The organism is Streptomyces camelliae (assembly GCF_027625935.1).
GTDB lineage: Bacteria > Actinomycetota > Actinomycetes > Streptomycetales > Streptomycetaceae > Streptomyces > Streptomyces camelliae.
The window spans coordinates 9,086,149-9,103,762 of the sequence record NZ_CP115300.1 but is presented as its reverse complement, the minus strand read 5'-3'; the positions used below and the strand labels follow the sequence as shown (position 1 = coordinate 9,103,762).

19 protein-coding genes and 3 pseudogenes are annotated in these 17,614 nt (G+C 68.0%); 12 read left to right on the top strand and 10 right to left on the bottom strand.

The window, feature by feature from the left end; genetic code table 11:
* Positions 1–159: 159 nt before the first annotated feature.
* A pseudogene (locus tag O1G22_RS41885) lies at positions 160–516 on the bottom strand (transposase); the annotation flags it as partial.
* Between the two features lie 226 nt (positions 517–742).
* Here O1G22_RS41885 and O1G22_RS41880 point away from each other — a divergent pair.
* A complete protein-coding gene (locus O1G22_RS41880) occupies positions 743–1,135 on the top strand; it encodes a hypothetical protein (protein ID WP_270086099.1) in 393 nt (130 codons plus the stop codon).
* Positions 1,136–1,436: 301 nt separating this feature from the next.
* Complete coding sequence (locus tag O1G22_RS41870; protein WP_270086718.1) at positions 1,437–2,150, top strand: transposase; 714 nt, start codon at positions 1,437–1,439, stop codon at positions 2,148–2,150.
* Positions 2,151–2,325: 175 nt separating this feature from the next.
* Here the strand turns inward: O1G22_RS41870 and O1G22_RS41865 are convergent, their stop codons facing one another.
* Both O1G22_RS41865 and coaD read right to left on the bottom strand, forming a co-directional pair.
* Complete coding sequence (locus O1G22_RS41865; protein ID WP_270086098.1) at positions 2,326–2,511, bottom strand: hypothetical protein; 186 nt, start codon at positions 2,509–2,511, stop codon at positions 2,326–2,328.
* 96 nt (positions 2,512–2,607) lie between these two features.
* On the bottom strand, positions 2,608–3,027 hold the full coding sequence (coaD, locus tag O1G22_RS41860; RefSeq protein WP_270086097.1) for a pantetheine-phosphate adenylyltransferase: 420 nt from the start codon (positions 3,025–3,027) through the stop codon (positions 2,608–2,610).
* Positions 3,028–3,236: 209 nt separating this feature from the next.
* Between coaD and O1G22_RS41855 the strand changes: the two genes are divergently transcribed.
* From O1G22_RS41855 to O1G22_RS41825, 7 genes are all read left to right on the top strand, one after another.
* A complete protein-coding gene (locus tag O1G22_RS41855) occupies positions 3,237–3,482 on the top strand; it encodes a hypothetical protein (protein ID WP_270086096.1) in 246 nt (81 codons plus the stop codon).
* Complete coding sequence (locus tag O1G22_RS41850; protein WP_270086095.1) at positions 3,469–4,071, top strand: hypothetical protein; 603 nt, start codon at positions 3,469–3,471, stop codon at positions 4,069–4,071. Before O1G22_RS41855 ends, O1G22_RS41850 begins: the two co-directional genes overlap by 14 nt.
* Positions 4,061–4,471 (top strand): hypothetical protein, encoded by a 411-nt coding sequence (locus O1G22_RS41845; RefSeq protein WP_270086094.1) that lies wholly within the window; start codon positions 4,061–4,063, stop codon positions 4,469–4,471. Before O1G22_RS41850 ends, O1G22_RS41845 begins: the two co-directional genes overlap by 11 nt.
* Positions 4,472–4,773: 302 nt before the next feature.
* Complete coding sequence (locus O1G22_RS41840) at positions 4,774–5,637, top strand: hypothetical protein (protein ID WP_270086093.1); 864 nt, start codon at positions 4,774–4,776, stop codon at positions 5,635–5,637.
* Between the two features lie 456 nt (positions 5,638–6,093).
* Entirely contained in the window at positions 6,094–7,383 is a 1,290-nt protein-coding gene (locus O1G22_RS41835; RefSeq protein WP_270086092.1) for an FAD-dependent monooxygenase, read from the top strand.
* Between the two features lie 785 nt (positions 7,384–8,168).
* Entirely contained in the window at positions 8,169–9,086 is a 918-nt protein-coding gene (locus tag O1G22_RS41830; protein ID WP_270086091.1) for an NADP-dependent oxidoreductase, read from the top strand.
* Positions 9,087–9,309: 223 nt separating this feature from the next.
* Positions 9,310–9,534, top strand: a complete 225-nt coding sequence (locus O1G22_RS41825; RefSeq protein ID WP_270086090.1) for a hypothetical protein — start codon at positions 9,310–9,312, stop codon at positions 9,532–9,534.
* Positions 9,535–9,757: 223 nt separating this feature from the next.
* Here the strand turns inward: O1G22_RS41825 and O1G22_RS41820 are convergent, their stop codons facing one another.
* The 3 genes from O1G22_RS41820 to O1G22_RS41810 form a co-directional block, all read right to left on the bottom strand.
* Positions 9,758–9,961, bottom strand: a complete 204-nt coding sequence (locus O1G22_RS41820) for a hypothetical protein (protein ID WP_270086089.1) — start codon at positions 9,959–9,961, stop codon at positions 9,758–9,760.
* Between the two features lie 35 nt (positions 9,962–9,996).
* The gene (gene mobF, locus O1G22_RS41815) at positions 9,997–11,259 is read right to left on the bottom strand and encodes a MobF family relaxase (RefSeq protein WP_270086088.1); all 1,263 of its coding nucleotides are present in this window, start codon (positions 11,257–11,259) and stop codon (positions 9,997–9,999) included.
* Between the two features lie 515 nt (positions 11,260–11,774).
* Positions 11,775–12,473: a hypothetical protein gene (locus O1G22_RS41810; RefSeq protein ID WP_270086087.1), complete on the bottom strand. Its 699-nt coding sequence runs from the start codon at positions 12,471–12,473 to the stop codon at positions 11,775–11,777.
* 158 nt (positions 12,474–12,631) lie between these two features.
* Here O1G22_RS41810 and O1G22_RS41805 point away from each other — a divergent pair.
* Positions 12,632–13,913: pseudogene (locus tag O1G22_RS41805) on the top strand (IS701 family transposase).
* Positions 13,914–13,977: 64 nt separating this feature from the next.
* Here O1G22_RS41805 and O1G22_RS41800 read toward each other — a convergent pair.
* From O1G22_RS41800 to O1G22_RS41790, 3 genes are all read right to left on the bottom strand, one after another.
* A complete protein-coding gene (locus O1G22_RS41800; RefSeq protein WP_270086717.1) occupies positions 13,978–14,151 on the bottom strand; it encodes a hypothetical protein in 174 nt (57 codons plus the stop codon).
* A 92-nt stretch (positions 14,152–14,243) separates the two neighbouring features.
* Positions 14,244–15,026, bottom strand: coding sequence for a cell envelope integrity TolA family protein (locus O1G22_RS41795; protein ID WP_270086086.1), 783 nt, complete (start codon positions 15,024–15,026; stop codon positions 14,244–14,246).
* 36 nt (positions 15,027–15,062) lie between these two features.
* Positions 15,063–15,551: a hypothetical protein gene (locus O1G22_RS41790; RefSeq protein WP_270086085.1), complete on the bottom strand. Its 489-nt coding sequence runs from the start codon at positions 15,549–15,551 to the stop codon at positions 15,063–15,065.
* 705 nt (positions 15,552–16,256) lie between these two features.
* On the opposite strand from O1G22_RS41790, the gene O1G22_RS41785 reads away from it, so the two are divergent.
* Positions 16,257–16,730, top strand: coding sequence for a hypothetical protein (locus O1G22_RS41785; protein ID WP_270086084.1), 474 nt, complete (start codon positions 16,257–16,259; stop codon positions 16,728–16,730).
* A gap of 76 nt (positions 16,731–16,806) precedes the next feature.
* Positions 16,807–17,361: a GNAT family N-acetyltransferase gene (locus O1G22_RS41780; protein ID WP_270086083.1), complete on the top strand. Its 555-nt coding sequence runs from the start codon at positions 16,807–16,809 to the stop codon at positions 17,359–17,361.
* Between the two features lie 77 nt (positions 17,362–17,438).
* Here the strand turns inward: O1G22_RS41780 and O1G22_RS41775 are convergent.
* Positions 17,439–17,525 (bottom strand): annotated as a pseudogene (locus tag O1G22_RS41775) (M24 family metallopeptidase); the annotation flags it as partial.
* Positions 17,526–17,614: the final 89 nt, after the last annotated feature.

Sequence of the window (17,614 nt, the reverse complement as noted above, 5' to 3'; positions counted from 1 at the left end):
CCGGCGACTACATCGGAGACAGCACCCGAGCCGAAATCGCCTACGCCCGGTCGCTGGGCAAGCCCGTGCGGTTCACGCACCCCGAAGTCGACCCTGACGCCTGACCGCCCACCGCCACCTCGACAACCAGGGCCGGCAGCCCGCTGCCTAATGCTGAAGTCAAGCCACCAGACTGAGTTGAGGTCGGTCCTGGTAGGGCCGGCGGTCACGCAGGATGGCGTAGAGCACATTGACGCGGCGTCGGGCGAGGGCGATGAGCGCCTGGTGATGTCGCTTTCCCTCGGCTCGCTTGCGGTCGTAGAGGGCCCGAGACGGCGGGTGGTTCGGCATCGCGCAGAAGGCCGCCTGGTAGAAGATCCGCTTGAGAGCCTTGTCACCGCCGGTCGCGCTGCGCGAGTAGCGGATCTTTCCGGACTGGGTGAGCACGGGCGCCAGGCCGGAGGCGGCAGCGAGGGCATCGCCGCTGGAGAAGCGGCGGATGTCGCCGACCGCGGCCATGAATTCGGCGGTGAGGGTGGCCCCATCCCCGGCAGGCTGCGGATGAGGGCCCCGTCAGGGTGCACGCCGACCAGCTCCTCGATCTCGGCCTGGAGAGCCAGGAGCCGGTTCTTGCCGGCCAGGAGATGATGAAACGGCGGGATGTACGGGATGTGGCTGGCTCAGCCGGTGGTGCCACAGCCGATATGTACGCCGCCTCGCCGACGTCGCTCTCGGAGATCGGCCACTGCACATAGATTTGTCCGTGCGCCGCATGTACTGCGAAAACCCAGCGTGCGCGAAGAAGACCTTCGCCGAGCAAGTGCCAGGGCTGACCGTGCGTTACCAGCGACGCACTCCACAGCTGCAACGCCTGGTCGAGGACATCGGTGTGATGCTGGCTGGGCGAGGCGGTTCGCGCATGCTGCGGACCTTGAACATCAGGCTCTCGCGGTGCACAGTCTTGTCCCAGCTGATGCGGGTGTCACTTCCGCCGCTGATCACGCCCCGTGTGCTGGGGGTGGACGACTTCGCTCTCTACGGTGACGCCTACGGCACCCTCCTGGTCGACGCCACCACCCGGCTGCCGCTCACGCTCTGGGAAGGACGCGACGCGGAACGGCTTGGCCGGTTGGCTCCGCGAGCATCCAGGTGTTGAGGTCGCCTGCCGCGACGGCTCCCTCACCTACCGGCAAGGCATCGCCGCCGGCGCCCCAGATGCCGTGCAGGTCAGTGACCGCTTTCACCTGTGGCAGGGCCTCTCCCGCCGAGTTCAGGACATAGCCTGTGCCCACCGCGGATGCCTGCCCGCAGCACTGCCCCCGATCAGCGAGAGCGGTTGCGCACCGGTCGATGAGCCCGTCGAGAACGCCCTCGCGGACACCCGGGCCGGGCGCCACGCCCGGAGGCTGTTCGAGGCCGTGCAGGCCCTGACCCATTCTGGCCGGAGCCACAGCTCCGTGGCCCGCGAACTCGGCCTGAACCGCCGCACCGTCAGCAAGTACGCCCGGGCCAGTACCTGGCAGGAGGTGGTGCGCCGTCCGCCCCGCAAGCCCTCCACCCTGGACCCCTACCTCGGCTACCTGCAACAACGATGGGACGAGGGACAGCACAGCGCGAAGATCCTGCACGAGGAACTCCAGGCCAAGGGCTACCTCGGCCACTACCAGCGCGTGAAGATGGCCGTCGCACCCCTCAGGCGGGGCCTGCCCCTGGACGAACCACGCGAGCGACCGCCATCCCCGCGCGAAGCCGCCCGCTGGATCACCACCCACCCGCACCGCCGCACCCCGCATATCAACGACCGCCTGCCCCGGCTCCTCGGCCACTGCCCTGAACTCAGGACCGCCGACGACCTGGTCCGCCGGTTCTCCGACATGCTCGACGACCACGACGCGACATCCTTGCCGGAGTGGCTGGACGACCTCGCGAACACTGGGCTGATCCCGCTGACCGGCCTTGCCAGAGCCCTGCGCGAAGACCGGCATGCCGTTGCCCAGGGGATCACCAGTCCCTACAGCTCCGGCGTCAACGAAGGCCGCATCACCGACGTCAAGGTGCAGAAACGGCTCATGGCCGGACGCGCGGGCGTCCCCCTTCTCCGCCACCGCGTCGTCCTGATCGCCCACCTCCGCCGACGCTACGCGGACCGGCCGATCGCCTCTCCGAGATGATCTACGGCTACGAAAATCTTGCCAGAGCCACTTCAGCTCGTACGCCGACAGAGGTCATCAATATCGGTCATGCCCGTGATGCTGTCAGAGCCCACTGACATGTCGACGGACAGGACCGCCGGGCGGACCGGTGGGCGACAGGACGTTCAGAGAAGCTTGTGTCAGATGCTCACTCCTACGACCAGATCCAGCCCAACGGGCACGGCTCGTCGACATCCGCGACAACCTCATTGCCCGCATCTCCGAGGCGCGGCGCGAGGGCTGGCTCGGCGAAGTCGAAGGACTCCAAGTCAGCCTCGCCGGAGCAGAGGAGAAACTCGACCAGCTCGACCGCCGCCCCGCCGACCACGGCACCGTCCACCTTGGCATCCCCTCGGTCGCCATTCCCCGCCGGTCCCCTCCACCAGCAGCAAACTGACCACCATGCCAAGACAACACGGGCCTTGACGCCGGAAGTTCAGAGAAGGTCCTGTTGACTCACCGCAGTGACGAGAGTGGATGAGATGTGGGCCAGGGCGGGGTCTGCAGCGATGAAGAGCGTTTCGACTCCGGCCAGTTCGTGGTTCATGCGGGCCATCGGCATCTCGTAGTCCAGGTCAGAAACGCCGCGGACTCCGCGGATGACGACATCGATTCCGACTCGGCTGCAGTAGTCGACCAGCAGGCCGCCGGTGTGGGAGTCGACCGTGACGTTGCTCAGGTCAGTTGCTGCCGCGCGGAGCCGGTCCAGCCGTTCCGTGACGGGGAAGCGTCCGGTCTTGTTCGAATTGAACATCACGCACACGACGACCTCGTCGAACAGGAGGGCAGCGCGCCGGAGTATGTCCTGGTGCCCTTGAGTGACCGGGTCGAAGGATCCTGGGAAGAGGGCTCGCATGATCGGAAAGAGTAACCGGCCGCCTCTGGTAGTGAAGTGCCAGGGCAGCCCAATCACCAAGATCAAGCGTGACAGGGGGAAGAACGTCCAGCGGGACGGGACAACCGCAACGTCACAGTCGCTCACCGCCACGTGGGACACGCTCTTAGTTCAGAGAAGCCTGCGTCCGCTGCTCGCTTCTCCGGCCGGACCCGGCCCAGCGCGGCCGGTTGGAGGAGATCCGCGACAACCTCGTCGCCCGCATCTCCGAGGCCGAGCGCGAGGGCTGGCTCGGGGAGGTCGAAGGGCTCCGGGTCAGCTTGGCTGGAGCCAAAGACAAGCTTGCTCAGATGGACCGACGAGCTTCCGGCAGTACGGCGATCTACCTCGGCATGCCGCACATAGTAGCCGCAGCTCAGCCCACCCAGGCGGAGGGAACGGCTTCGCTGCCACAATCACTGGATGACCAGCAATGACATCCGGTTCGACTGCCGGCACCGTGGCGACGGCGGCCCGCTCGCGATCGTCCCCCTCATCGACGGAGCACTACTCACCGAGCTGATCGACGGGTTCGAGATCGCCGCCGGGATGCAGCCCGCAGGCGACGCCTACGGCGGTCTGATCCCGGAGTTCTTCCGGTTCGGCCCGATGCAGGACCACTTCCTCGGACGGTCCACCAACGCGATGGGGCCGAAGACACCCGTTCTCGGTTGTGAATGCGGCGAGTGGGGATGCTGGCCCCTCATGGCCCGCATCACCCCGACGGCCGACTTCGTGACCTGGGACGCCTTTGAGCAACCGCACCGCAAGACCCGCAACTATGTGGCATTCGGTCCGTTCCAGTTCGACCGTCACCAATACGATGACACTCTGCAAGCCCTGAGCGCGGTGATCGGCTCCGACGTCCACGACACGTGCGCACGAGCGCCACCAGGCGCGGCTGCAGGGCTAAGGGATGGGGAAGCGGTTCATGGAAAGGTTCGAGACAGAGAGTCTGGCGCTCATGCCTGGCCAGAAGGTGCAGGCCAGGGTCCTCAGCCATCACCCATGGGGTGTGCTCGTTGAGATCGTTGGTTACGAGAACGCTGGTCTGTCGGCCTCTATCGACATGATCCAGCAGTTCTCCCAGACGACGAGCAGCCATGACGAACTACTCGCGCTCTTTCCACCCATCGGTTCACAGATCGATGCGGTGATCGAGCAAATCCACCGCTGGTATCCGCCGGTATCAGTGCGGCTCACCATCCGACCTGCCGACCTGGAGTCGCTCGTCTGGAGCTGCGACTTCTGTGGTGAACCGATCACGTTGGGCCCAGGTGGAGACGCCCTCGTCCTGGACTCGCGCAGCAGTGACGGTCCAGGAAGCCACACCATCATCTCCCACCGGCACTGCCTGGCCGAGCGCATCCGCCCGGAGAACGGTGGAGAGCGGGCGCGAGCATTGAAGATCGGGAAGATGTGCTGAAGTCGTGAGGCCCGCGCCTGCCGGCATGGATGAGCTCGACGGTTCATTCGGCGGGAACCAAGCGATAGTTCAGAGAAGTCACTAGGCCAAAGCTGATGGCGCCTGACCATATGGTTCGGGGCATCGGTGGACCTCCGTGGTTGCCCCGAGCACCATCTGTAGGATCTCCCCTCTTGTATCGGAATTCACGCCGGCGTCGGATGGATGTCGGATCCGACACCGTGGTGAGACACCGCAACCCCAGTGGCGGGCACCGACACCCTGCGCGGGCACTTGTCATACAGGCAGGACACAATCGGCGCATGTCTGAGACCTTGGTCGACCTGGGAACTGTCAATGTGCCGTCTGGTGTGCTGGTGCTTGGCATGGCCGGGGGGATCGACCAGTGGCGAGACCTGGGTCAGCCCCTGTCCGAGCGCGCAAGGACGGCCGCGACAAACGGAGGGGGCCACCTTCGTGAGTGGTTGTGCGAGGCGGTTGCGGTCCCGGCAGCGGCCGACCGGCCTTTGAGAGTGCGGGCGAGCACCTCACCGTCTCCGTTCGACGGGGAACCGACGATCGCGACCTTGGAGATCAGTCTCGGTCTTCTCTGGCCCGAGACCACGGACCGGTCGGTACCGGTGTGGCTCGGGGACCTGCCCGTCGACCGGTGCGGCATGGTTGTCGGCGACGCCGCAGTACTGGACGCGTGGACGGGAATGGACGACGAGCCGGCCGACGGGCTCGCCGATGTCTTCTACTGGGGCTTGTACGCGGCCGACGCGCATGCGCAGTTCGGTGGTGAGCGGATCGCGCAGTACTGCCTCGACGGGCCACACGGGTGGCTGGACCTCCCGGTGGCTGAGGCGGCCGCACGTGCGGCCGAACTCACAGCCTGGCGCGACCGCCTCCATGGCAAGGGCCTCATGGTCTCGGTCGACAAGCACACCGATTTCCACCGCTTCCGGCGAGCCGGGTGGCACCATCCCCTCCATGTTGGCGCGATCGACGTCAGCGGCTGCCAGGTGCTCGGCATCGAATGGGACCAGGGCGACCACTCGATCAGGCACCGCGGCGAGCGGGACGCTGGCCAGGTCTATCCGGTCACGCTCGAAGCCGACGAGGCGGGCGAGATGGTGATGCGATGGACCATCCCGCCCCACGACTTCAACGACGAAGACGAATGACGAGCCCAGCCCTGGGATCCGCCACCGTCGTGAGACGGATCAATCCCCGACACGTGTTGAGACAGGGTTGAAAGCCACAGGTCACAGCGGCGGCATGTGACACGAGCCGCGAGACCCTACAACCAGCTGTTGGAACTCAGATTCCGTGGCCGAATCTCACGAACGATGGCCAAGCGGCGGCCGCTCGTGTCCGTTCTCACTGGCCCTTTCAGAGTCTCATTGTGTTACGCGCAGATCTGGCGAGGTCTCAGGCGGCGGCCTAGCTGACAGGATGGTTCGCCTGATTTACACCAGTCTGGGTTGATGTGAGTCTCATCGGAGTTGGCGTTTCTCATCAATGCCTGCCGTGACCGATGAGTTTTGTGCGGATCCGTGGTCGATACGGCTGGATACACCGACAGCGGTGGGCCTGTGCTGGGGACGTTCCAGCGCGGGAGGAAGCGCACGGAGGCTGTGATGAGTGTCGACGACTCCGACCAGGGGCACGCGATCCGGACGGGCGGGCAGGGGACGCGGGTGAGCGGTCCCAGGGTGTTGGTGGCGGGGGCGAGCATCGCGGGACCCGCGCTGGCCCACTGGCTGCGCCGGCGGGGGGCCGAGGTGACCGTGGTGGAGCGGGCTCCCGAGCTGCGTCCCGGCGGGCAGGCGGTGGACGCGCGCGGGGTCGCCAGGGAGGTCATCGAGCGCATGGGGTTGGACCCGGCGGTGCGCGCGGCGTGCACCGACACCGCCGGCGCCCACACCGTGGACGCGGACGGGCAGGTGCTGGAGACCTTCCGTGCCGACGACGACGGTGGCGACGGGTTCATCGCGGACATCGAGATCCTGCGCGGGGACCTGTCCCAGGTGCTCTACGACGACACCCGGGACGGCGTCGAGTACGTCTTCGGCGACCGAATCTCCGAGCTCGCCCAGGACGCGGACGGGGTCGACGTGGTCTTCGCGGGCGGCAACCGGCGGCGCTTCGACTTGGTGGTCGGGGCCGACGGGCTGCACTCGGAGCTGCGAGCGATGGTCTTCGGGCCGCATGAGCGGTTCCTCCGCCACCTCGGGCTCGCGCTGGCCTTCTACAGTGTGCCCAACGAGTTCGGGCTGGACCGCTGGCTGCTGGAGTATCAGGATCAGGAGTCCGGGCGCTCCGCCCTCCTGCGGCCCATCCAGGACGCTACCCGGGCGATGGCCATGTTCTACTTCTCCTCGGCTGACTTCGACGTCGACCACCGTGACGTCGCGGCCCAGAAGGTCCTGCTGCGGGAGCGGATGGCGGGCCTGGGCTGGTTGACCCCGGACATCCTCGCGCACCTGGACGACACTCCGGACTTCTACCTCGACCAGGTCGCCCAGGTGGTGATGGACCGCTGGTCGAGTGGACGCGTGGGGTTGCTCGGGGACGCGGCGTTCAGCTCGTCGCCGATGTCCGGGCAGGGCACCGGGCTGGCACTGGTCGGTGCCTACCTGCTGGCCGGAGAGCTGGCCGCTGCCGGATGGGACCCCGACGCCGGATTCGCCCGCTACGAGGCACGGATGCGCTCGTTCGTCGAGGCCAACCAGGAGATCGGCCGGTTGAACGCCCGCAGCCGCGACCTCCCCGGGCCAGACGCCGAGCCACGCCCCGATTTCGCCAGCGAACGGTTCACGGAACTGGTCGGGCGCGCGATCAACGGCGTCGAGCTGCCCGACTACGCGGGGATGCCGGACTCCGCAGCCCCGGACGGATCGCCGATCACCTCGTCGGCCAAGCCGTAGGTGTCACATAACGTGTCGAGAGGGACCACGCTTCGGTAGGACACCGCCGGACGACCTCCGCTCATGCCGCATGGTGCGCGTTGGAGCGCCCGTTCGGCGGCCGTGCCACGTTCCGATGAGGCGGTGTTGGCTCGGAAAACTGACAAGATCAATGAGAATCCACCGCGTGGGGTCTCTGTGGTTCTGCCACTTGCCTGGTCGGCGCTCACCGGAGCTGACAGGACCAATGAGACATCAACCCCGTGACGTCCAAGCCCATTGACCCCAGCCGGATCGCTCGCCCGTCTTGTCTCAAGGCAGTTGTCAGTGCGCAGCTCGCCGACATGGCTCCCTGACACGATGGACGAGAACGGGCAGCTCGCAAGACTCCGCAGGTCGGAGTCTTGCCCATCCGTGGCCGCCCCGAGGATTCGGACACGGCCGTGAGACTGGACGGCTGGCCAAGCCGTGAGACTGCGCGACAACAAGCAGGTCACAGCGTCGCCGTTGGCCATGGGCGGCGAGACCCTACACATCAGCTGTTGGGTCTTACGGCTGATGTCGTAATCGCACGAGCCGTGTCGTACCGATGTCGTATACGACATCGCCGTGAGACTAGCGCATGGGTGGGTGTTGCTGCCCTGGGTGTGTGGTGCTCGTCGAGCTCCGGTTGGACTCGACGCGTTTCAGCGGTCCATCCGTCTGTGGTGACGGATCTTGTTGCCGTTCCTCTGTGGGCCAATCAGCCCAGTCCATGGCTTGAGCGGCGCACAGAGCCGGCGAGCACGAGATATACGGAGGTACCAGTGAAGGCAATCGTCGCGACGGATCCGGCCGCGGAAGCAGCCGGGATCACACTCGCGGAGCGGCCTGAGCCGACGCCGGCGATCAACGACGTCGTCGTTGAAGTCCATGCGTCGGGCTTCGTCCCCGCGGAGTGGGAGTGGCCCTCGACGTGGGTCGATCGCGCCGGTCGCGATCGAGCCCAGGCGATCATCGGCCACGAGTTCGCCGGAGTGGTCACCTCCCTCGGCTACGGCACGACGGGGCTCTCGCTGGGACAGCGGGTGTTCGGGATCACGGACTGGCACCGCGATGGAACCCTGGCCGAGTACGCGGCCGTGGAGGCACGCAATCTGGCGCCGCTGCCGGGGAACGTCGACTTCACGGTGGGTGCGAGCCTGCCGATCTCCGGCCTGACCGCGTGGCAAGGTCTGTTCCAGCACGGCCGTCTTCAGGCGGGACAGAGCGTCCTCGCACACGGCGCCGCCGGCGCAGTCGGGTCTGTGGTTACGCAGCTCGCCCGGGAGTTCGGCGCCTACGTCATCGGTACCGGGCGGGCGGCGGACCGCCAGGCGGCGCTCGACTTCGGCGCGAACGAGTTCCTCGACCTTGCCACCGAGGATCTCGACGACATCGGCGGGGTCGACGTGGTCTTCGATGTCATCGGCGCTGACATCCAAAGGCGCTCGGCGAGAATCATCCGGCCTGGCGGGACGCTGGTGTCGGTGGTCGGGCCTGTTGAGGCTCGCCCTGTCGACGGCTTGGCGGTCGACTTCGTCGTCGAGTCCGTTCCGAGTCAGCTGGTGGAGATCGTCGACCGGGTGCGGGACGGGCGCCTTCGCACGCACATCGCAACCGTCGCGACCCTCGACGACGCCGTCCCTGCGCTCAACCCGACCGAGCGGCGCAAGGGCAAGACCGTCATTCGCGTGCGCCCCTGAGCGCCCTGGATTGGGCCAACAGCGGTGGTGGGGTGGACGACCGCTGACCTGCCCGGTGTCGGACGAGGAAATGCCATGGACTTGAGACTGATCATGGTGACACGGCCGTGAGACAACCAAGAAAAGCCCAGGTCGCGGACGCGGCGAGACCCTACACCATCAGCCTACGGACGGCTCCGGCGTCCCGCATGCGTGCTCCCGGCGCACGCCGCACCCTGAAGAGGTGACCGAGACGCCACAGGTCGTTATCTACCCGCCCGCCGATGACGGCGGCAGACGGGTCCGCGTCGGCGGCCGGTTCGTGGGCATGGCGTACACGCTCCTCGACGTCGTCGAGTTCCTGCGCCGAGCCGGATCCGAAGCTGTCGAACCCGAGGACGTGGCAAGCGCGGCCTGCGTGGAGTGGCGAGGCACCGGGCCGGACGTGTGGGCGCCGCCCGGCACGTGACGCCCTCACGCACCACCACGAGCAGCCTGGCTCCTGACGAGCGCCGCTCTGCCGGCACCCCTGCGCGGCGGCCGCGCCGACGCGCGGCTCCGGCGGGCGCGCCCCGATCCCTCGCTGTGCCCGCGCCGCCTCTCCCGTCACTTCCTCATCCTCAACTCCAGCCAGGACATGGAGGGGAAACGCAGCGGGCGCGCATCGTGTGGATGCGCGGCATCGGATGCACTCAGTGGCCGGCCTCCCGGCCACGATGCGGGCCGGGCTGCTGCGGGCGGTGCGCCTGTTCGTCGTCGTCGCGCACCGGGTGCGGTCCCTCGGCATCATCTCGTTGCGCGTACTGGTCCACGGTGGCGTGGGCCCGGTCGGCCGCCGCGGTGAAGGCGTCCCTGAGGTGGAGCAGCCGCTTGGCCGTGAGATCGAGGGCTTCCACGTCCGTGCGGGACTCCCGCAGAGCCCGTAGCGCCGTCAGGTCGACCGCCTCCCGGGCCAGCGTCTGGCTCCTGGTCGCCGTGCCCGGGGGCGGCGGCCGGGGGCGCGAGCAGTTGCTCTGGCATCGCCGCCTGCTGGTGCGCGAAGACGTCGTCCGCCCGGCCCCGCAATCCGCCGGCGTAGGTGGTGGCGCGCAGCTTCTCCCGCACCACCGCGCCGGCGAGGACAGCCCGGTCGTGGCTCAGCGGGAGGCGGGGTATCTCCCACTCCCCCGCTGTCTGGTCCGGGGTCCGGGGCGCAGCCGGCGCGCTGGGATCGGCCGGGGGGATGCCGGTCCGGGTCGGGTGCGGGGGTTGGTGGGCGGCGCCGGGCAGGGAGGTCGGACAGCGCCCACCATGCGGTGTAGAGGCGGTAGCCGGCCTCCAGGCCGCGCACGGTCTTCGGCTCGCTGATGTCCAGGCAGTGGGTGGAGATGGCGGCGGCCACGATCTGGTCGTCCAGGCCGGGGTCGCGGCGTCGGCCGCGCAGCACAAGGGCGAGGTGGCGGCGGGCTTCGGCGAGCAGGTGCCGGCGGTGGAATCGGCCGCCGTCGTTCATCACGAACACCGTCGCGATGACGTCGACGGCCGCCAGGGCGTCGTCGACCACGGCGGCGACCCGGGATCGGATCGCCGCAGCCGCGGCACGGGCGTACTCGATGAGGCAGTTGATGACGTCGACGGCCACCCCGGAGGTGAGGATCGCGCTCGCCTTCCACTCCTTGCGCAGCTGGGCGAGGGGCTGGGCCTTCTGCTTCGGCGGGCGCGTCATCTTCGCGGCGATCTGGTTCAGCTTGGCGCGGGCCCGCTCGGAGACCACGGGCAGGAACTTCGGCTCGCCGTCGTCGTCGACGGCGGTGACGTACTCATGCTCCAGCTCTGCCAGGCAGGCGGCGATCTGGTCGCTGCGCCGGGAAGTCCAGCGGATCAGCTCGTGCGGCACCCCGGCAATCTCCATGACCGGTCGGCGCCCCGGGGTGACGGTGCGCGGCTCGGTCGCCAGCCCCAGCACCTCGCAGACCTCAGCGGCCACGATCTCGTTGTAGAGCGCGGAGGCGGCGACGGTGTTCTCGTGCAGCGCCGTGGTGTGGATCGAGCCCCACTTCCCGTCCAGGCACTGCCCCTTCACGGACACAAGCACATGGTCATGGAGCAAGGGCATCCCCGACCGTGCCTCGTAGTGGCGGAAGCGGGCGGCGACCAGACCGCCGGGCGGCCGCACCCGGTAGATGCCGTCCTTGCCGTACCGGATCACCGCCACCTCGTCCTCGATTTCCGGCCCTGGAAGGCCACTTGGCTCGAAGAACCAGCAAACCGCCACCCGCTACGACGTGGGCAAGACCGTGAAACGACCCGAGAGCATCACCGAACGAAACCGACTCAGACCATAAAGAACAAGCTCAGTGATCACCACCGGTGCTTCCCGGTGGTGAGGGGCTGAAGCCTCGACCGTCGACCGTTCGCCGCGGTGACTTCCCAGATCGCTTCGGGCAGCTCGAATCGTCCGACGGCGTCGGCGAGCCGGTCGTCGCGGGTGAAGACCACCACCTGGCGGGTGGCGGCGACCTCGTCGAGGAGGCGGGCCAGACCGTCCGCCCGTCCTCGGCGGCGTCAACGCCGAGGACGGGCGGACGGCCTTCGGCCAGCCTGGACACCGCTGCACCCGCGACGAAAGATTCGGGTTAATACTCCAGTCCATTTTCGTGATGTAGATCGTTTGTCGGTGGTGCAGCGCGACTCCGCCGCTGGCGGCGCGGATGGCACGCTGGAAGAAGGTCAGTCCCCCGGCGATTCCCCGTAAGGCGCCGTACCAGTGATCGGGTCCAGGGGTTCGAACGGCGGCGTCCGGGCCACGAGCACCACTCCAGAAGCCTGGGTCTGCGACCCGATCTGCCGGGGATCTAGGCTCGACTCTGCGGCGACCGTCGGTGCGTCGCAGTCGCCCCAAGTAGCCGCCCAACTGCTAGCTCGGTCGTCTTCGGGATCAAGATCTTCGGGCTTGCCGGGGATGCCGAAGGCGTCCAGGAGGTGCCGTTCGACGCCGAATGGCTCGCCAAGGGCCAGTTCGGGATATTCGGCGACCCACCGCCTGATGACGTCTCCGTCTTCGGCGATCAGCCAGGCTTCGCCGTCGTTCTGCTCGCTGTGGAAGTAGGCCTGGGCTCTTCCGTACTTCGAGCTGAGCTGCTGGCACAGGTTCGTGACGAGAGCGGTGCGCGTCAGGTAGGGCAGTCCGCACCACGCTCCGATGACCAACGTCCATCCGTCGATCGCCGGGGTGATCACGACTGTTGAGAACCGCTCATCGCCTGCATGTGCAACCTCGTCAATGAGGTCCACACCGTGCGCCCAGGTGGTCTTCCGCACGTTGGTGAAGCCAAGTTGTGCGACAAGTTCCGCTTGGTCGGCGCTGTGGACCGCGATCCATGAGAGCCAGCATGCGCGTATCGCCAACGGCGAATCGGAGGTCTGCACGACCGCCACCATAGTCGCGGGCGAATCGTGGCCCGGGACGGTGGACAGTGCGACGGCTGACCTGTGCGGCCAACGCGAGATCATCAAGGTTTGTGTGGACTCCTGAAGAGCGTGCGGTGGCCGCGGGCCATAGCGTAGACCCTGCCCGTTGGCGGGCGATGTTCGACCAGGTCATGGCTCGGATTGCGGGCCGCTTCCGAAGGGTTGAACCCCGGGCTGCGGCCCGCGCCTATCTCCTCGGACTGCTCTCCAGCGTCGAGCGCAAGAACTGCTGGCGCCTCGCCGAACACGTCGGCCACGCTCGCCCCGGACCGATGCAACGACTGCTGCGAAGCGCCCGCTGGGACAGCGACGCACTCCGCGACGACGTTCGCGCCTACGTCATGGAACACCTCGGCGCCGACGATGGCGTCTTGATTGTCGACGAGACGGGGTTCTTGAAGAAGGGCCGATCCTCTGCCGGGGTGCAGCGGCAGTACACCGGCACGGCGGGCAGGATAGAAAACAGCCAGGTCGGGGTCTTCCTCGCCTATGCCTCCAGGCGCGGGCGTGCCCTGATCGACCGTCGTCTCTACCTGCCTGAGCACACCTGGTGCGACGACCAAGAGCGCCGGGCCCGGGCCGGAGTCCCCGACGAGCTGGAGTTCGCGACGAAGCCCCGGCTGGCCAAGCGCATGATCGCCGCGGCACTGGACGCCGGGGTCGCCGCGTCCTGGGTCACCGGCGACGAAGCCTACGGCCAGGACCCGCACCTGCGCGCGGGCCTGAAGGCCCGCCGGATCGGGTACGTTCTCGCGGTTGCCTGCACCACGAGGATGCGGATCAACCACGGCCGCACCCCGGTCCCGGCGCAGGTCGTTGTGGACCGGTTGCCCGCCTCGGCCTGGCACCGGCAAAGCGCCGGAGCAGGCGCGAAGGGCCCGCGCTACTACGACTGGGCCTGGGTTTACATCGGTGACGACGATCACCGCCACCTGCTCGTCCGCCGCAATCCCAGCACCTGTAAGCTGGCCTTCTACCTGTGCTGGTCACCCGCACCGGTGGCCCTGTCCGAGCTGGTTCGTGTCGCCGGCGTCCGCTGGAGCATCGAGGAGTGCTTCCAGGCCGCCAAAGGCCAGACCGGCCTGGACCACTACCAGGTCAGGCAATGGAACTCCTGGCACCGGCACATCACCCTGGCCATGCTCGCTCTCGCGTTCCTGGCCGTCGTCGCAGCCAGCGCGGCTCCTGACTGCCCAGCCGAGGCCAACAACCATGCCCGCAGCGGCGATCCGATCGCACTGACTGTCCCGGAGATCCGCCACCTGCTCGGAACTCAAGCCCTCGACCGTGTCGCCAGCGAGGCTGCTGCACTGGTCAGCCTGGCGCAGACAGCATCAAGCAACCGCCCGCCGCAGCCACTACCGACGACGCCTCGCCACAACACCCTTCAGCACATAGATCACGAAGTCGCACTGGAGCACTAGGCCCGGGCGCCTGGGAGGGTTCCTCCCCCGCCGTGTCTTCACCCGACCGAGTGGCGCACCGTCAGGGGCTGTCGCCGCCCCAGTCCCAGCGGGCCGGATCGCCGGAGCGCGGGTCGTACCAGTTCGGGGTAGCGCCGGCCCGGTACCGGGCCCGGGTGTTCGTGGTCGGCGCCGTAGACCCGGCCCCGCAGCAACTCCTCATCCCTGTCCATGGCCTCCAGCCTCGCAGGCTCCACCGACAACGCGGGCTTGCCCAAGGGCATCATGGGGCAAGCCCGCGCCGTCGGCGGGAGGCTTGCCCGGGTCAGGTACGGAAGCGCGACAGCCAGCCGCCGTCCTTCTGCTTGGGCACCGCCTGGTCCGTGTGCTCTCGCTCGGCTTGTTGCTCCGCCTCGACAGCCCGCTCCTTGCACTGGTCGCACAGCGTGGGGTGCCACCGCCCCACCTGTTTCGGGTAGTTCTCCGCGGCTTTCCACCGTTCGTCGGTGAACTTCGTGCCGCAGTCGGCACACGCGGGACGGCGCGCTTCCCCCTCGGCCTTCTGCTGTTCGGCCGCGCGGCGCAGCTTCTCCTCGTGCTGCTGATGGCGGGCCTCCTGCTGGGCCTGCCGGCGCGCGTCGGCCGCTTCGCGGCGCGGGTTGCCGATGGCCTCCCGCAGGGGCTGCATGTGGTCGCGGCCGAAGCGGAGGAAGACCGGGCCGGTCGGGCCGTGCTCGCGCAGGTTGCGCAGCCCGCTCGCGATGACCGGGATCTTCCTGTCGTAGTGGTGGTGGTCGGCGAACCTCTCCCCCTGCCACAGGTGCCGGGTGAGGTCGATCAGGCGTGGGATCGTGCGGTTGGGGTTGCGCTCGCCGGTGTGGTTGAACACCAGCAGCACGGGAGGATGCGCCCTATCGCCGGACCAGGTGTCCGGAGCCGTCCAACGGGTGCGCCACATCGGGCGCTCCTGGCCGTCGGTGTCTTTCATCTTGCGCCGGAAGAAGCGGGCGTACTTCTCCAGCTTGTCGGCGATCTCCTCTGCGGTCTCGTGGCAGTTGTCGACTTCGATGAACAGCAGCGGCACGTTGTCCTGCGGGGCGGTGAGCACGATGTCGGCCTGGGCGCCGCCCTTGCCGGGCGCGTTTCAGGTGCCGGTGGCGGGTAGCGGGACCTCGGTCCAGTACGAGGCGATGGTGCCGATGCCGTCGGGGGTGTCGATGGCGGCCTGGGCGGCTGCGCGGGCCTCGGCCGGGTCCTCGGTCATCCGGGCGAGGTCGGGCTTGGGGCGCAGCATCGCGATGACGGTCTCGTTGACGGCCATGGGGTGTGAGGCGCCGCTGGAGCCCGCGCCGCGCGCGGTGGAGCCCATCTCCGTCACCGGGCGCCGCAGTTCCCAGGAGGCGGCTTGAAGGCCCTTGGTGGTCAGGTTCCGCAGGGTCTCCCCCGTGCCGGTGGAGCCGCCGTTCTCGGCGAGGCCGTGCCTGCGTATGTCGGAGAGCGCGCCGGTGTGGGAGGCGGTGCGGACCTGCTTCTGCTTCGACGGCGTCTCCTTGTCGGTGTGCCGGAAGCTCAGGTGCGGCGCGCCGATCCGCTGGATCTGGTCGGCCGTGGCCACCTTCAGCACCCCGAGCACGCGCAGCACATCGCCGCGGAAGCTGTTCGTCGACCCCGCCGGGTTCGTCTTCCGCTTGCCCGCCGTCAGCCCCGACCCTTCCTCGTTGCCCGCGCACGGCCACCGGCCGGGCGCCGCCGGCCCGGCCCGGCCGCAGAGGGCACCCGGCCCCCGGACCCGATGATCTCCTCCTCCACTGACATCACTAGCAAGTTAAAGAGGAGAGAAGAGGGTTGTGACGACGCCGCACACGGCCGTATCTGCGGTGTGACCTGGGGGTATTCCGTCCTGCCTGGTGTCGGGCACCAAAGGGGGTTCCCAAGGATCCTCCGAAGGGGCTGCCGCAGGAACGCACCGCGGCTTGCCCGGCGCTGGTCAGGCTCATGGTCGGGGCAGGCGCGCCGGGCGCCTGCCGGTGGCCGGTGCGTAGCATTCTCACCAGCCCCACTGACAACGCCCGTCCTCATTCTTCCCCTTACTCAACCCGCACCTCCTGGCGAAGGCCCAGGTCCGTGGACACACTCAGCGGTCGCGTCTGCGGGCCCGTCGATAGCAGGCCCCGATGCCGAGGAACGCGCCATGGGCTGCGCTCGATGGCTCCCTACTGATATGGACGCAGTTGTCGCGCGTGGAAGGTCGGCAGCCAGACGGGCAGACCCGTGCTCGTTCTGCCGCTGCAGCACCTCTCCCACGAGCATTGTCACACCGGGCCGATAACTTGCCGATATGGCTGACATCTACGAACTCTCCATCGCCCTGAATCTACGCGACGGGCTCTCTGACGAAGAGGTTGCAGCGCTACGCTGGCATCTCGGGCTGGGCCCTGAGCCGGAGAGTCTGCGCATCGTCTCCGCATTCCCGACAGTCGTCGAGGAAGAGACCGGCGAACCTGTCGTGGTGGACGAGCCCGTGCCTCTTCTCGCCCAGCAGGGCCAGGCATGGAAGGTGGACGGAGCGCTCGTCTCGGTACTGCTGAGCCCTCAAGACACCTGTTACGGGACATGGGCCCTGACCGTTCGGCAGGAGATCCACCCCGACGAATTCGACAGCACGGGCGAACTGCTCACCTGGCTGGCCTCGAAAGCAGATGACCGGCACCGCACGTCCACCGGCGAGATCCGCCTGGGCTGGACCAGATTCTGTGACTCGGACTGCTTCGAGCCCTTGGCAGTTCGAAATGGCGAGGTCACCTGGCCCTGAGACACTGCTCCATGGGTTTTGTCCGTGAGTTGTATGAGCGCGTATCGCCCGGCGGGTGTGCGATAGGTTGCCCGCCATGACCGAGCTTGGAGGCTGGACCGTCACCTGGCCGCCTGCCCCGATCAGGACCGAACGACTCGTGCTCCGCGAGTCCGAGGCCCGGGACCGTACGGCGTTCATCGAGCTGTTCGCCTCGCCAGAGGTGGGCAGCTACATCGGTGGCCCGCGACCGCGTGATGAGCTTCAGCGCGCAGTGCCTGAGGTGCCCGGGCGGCGCCCTGGCCTTTTCGTGATCGACCTCGACGGAGCGATGATCAGCATGATCACGCTCGATCGGCGCAACGCAGAGCGTCCGGGGCACGTCCGTCCCGATGCCGGAGAGGCCGAGCTCGGCTACATGTTCCTGCCACAGGCGTGGGGACGCGGGTACGCCGCCGAAGCGTGCGCAGCGGCACTCGACTGGTTCGCCGCCGTACTCCCCAGCGAACCGGTGGTGCTCTGCACCCAGACCGCCAACGACCGCGCGATGCGCCTCGCGGCGAAGCTGGGGTTCACCGAGGTGGAGCGGTTCGAGGAATACGGCGCCGAGCAGTGGTTCGGCGTGCGGTCCTCGCTCACCCCGTCCGGCTGAGCTCGTCGTCGATCAGCTCCCGCAACCGCGGCACATCCATCCGCTCCCTCGGCGCATATCTCATGACGCACCGCGGCTGCTCCGCAGTCGATGCTGACCAGGTCGCCGTCGCGCAGGCGGTGGTCGTCGGGGATGCCGTGCGCGACGGCGTCGTGCACAAAGGCGCCGAAGGCGGCGAGCAGGACATGTCGGCGTGACCGTGAGGCGCGCGCCGTCGGGCCGGGAACCGGACGTTCCTGACGCGGCACCGCAC